The 1,347-nt window shown below is 71.3% G+C and carries 1 protein-coding gene; it reads right to left on the bottom strand.

Going from position 1 to position 1,347, the window contains the following annotated elements; translation table 11 throughout:
• Positions 1-1,347 (bottom strand): acyltransferase domain-containing protein (locus tag MJ783_RS23330; RefSeq protein WP_239314054.1); only part of this gene is annotated, 1,347 nt, incomplete at both ends.

Here is a 1,347-nt window from a genome sequence, read left to right on the forward strand (position 1 = left end):
CCGCGCCGGAGTGCCGCGTGCCTGTCGCGATGGCCGCCAGGTGGTGCGCAACGGCGTGGGGCGTGGGGTGGTCGAAGGTGAGGGTCGCTGGCAGTCGCAGGCCGGTCGCGGCGGACAGCCGGTCGCGGAACTCCACCGCGCCGAGCGAATCGAGCCCGAGGTCCTTGAACGTCCATGTCGCGTCGACAGCGCCTGGCAGGACGTGTCCCAGGACGACGGCGACGCATCCGCGCACGATGTCGACCAGCGCGGCCTGTCGTTCGCCCGCGGACAGCCTGGCCAGGCGTTGTCCCAGCGAGGATGAACTGTCCGCCGCGTCGCCGCGATGCTCCGCGCCACTGTCCTGCGCTGGTTTCGGGCCGGCGTGCGTCGCTGGCTCCGAACGAGGCTGCGCAATCCTCCCCGGCGCCCGCGGGGGTTCGGCAGCCGACGTGTCGATCCAGAACCGCTCGCGCTGGAAAGGATACGTAGGAAGCCTTGTCCGCCGGGCATCCGGCCTGAATGCGGCCGGCCAGTTCACCCAGCCGCCATGGGTGTGGATCTCGGCGAGTGACGTGAGGAACCGCCGCATCCCACCGTCGTCACGGCGCAGGGTGCCAACGGCGATGGCACTGCCCAGGCCGCCGGTGCCGTCGCCGCCAGCATGGCCGCCGCCAGCATGGTCAGCCCTGTCGAGGGTCTGGCGGATTCCCACCGTAAGGACCGGGTGGGGGCTGGTTTCGACAAACATCCGGTGCCCGTCGGCGAGCGCGTCGCGGATCGCCTGGTCGAGCTGGACCGGCTGGCGGAGGTTGCGGTACCAGTAGTCGGCGGTAAGCGTGGCGGTGTCGAGCAGGCCGCCGGTGACGGTGGAGTAGAACGCGATGTCCGACGTGTGGGCGGTGATCCCGGACAGGGCGTGCAGCAGCTGTTCCCGGATGCTTTCGACCTGCGCGGAGTGGGACGCGTAGCTGACGGGGATGGCGCGGGCATCGATGCCGTCGGCCCGGTATCCGGTGAGTAGTTCGTTCAGCGCGCCCGGGTCGCCGGAGACGACGGTGGACGCGGGCCCGTTGACGGCGGCGATGCTCAGCCGGTCCGCCCAGTGGGTGAGCCGGGAGCGCACGTCGGTGGCGGGCAGGGGAATGGAGGCCATGCCACCAGAGCCACCGGAGCCGCCGAGTTCGGCCAGGGCCCGGCTCCGTAGCGCCACGATTGTGGCGGCGGTCTCCAGCGACAGCGCGCCCGCAATGTGAGCGGCGGCGATCTCACCCTGGGAATGGCCGATGACCGCGTCCGGGTGGACCCCGAAGGAACTCCAGAGCCGGGCGAGGGAGACCATCACCGCGAACAGCACGGGCTGGACGC

It is taken from the genome of Protofrankia sp. Cj3, assembly GCF_917627355.1.
Classification (GTDB): Bacteria; Actinomycetota; Actinomycetes; order Frankiales; family Frankiaceae; genus Protofrankia.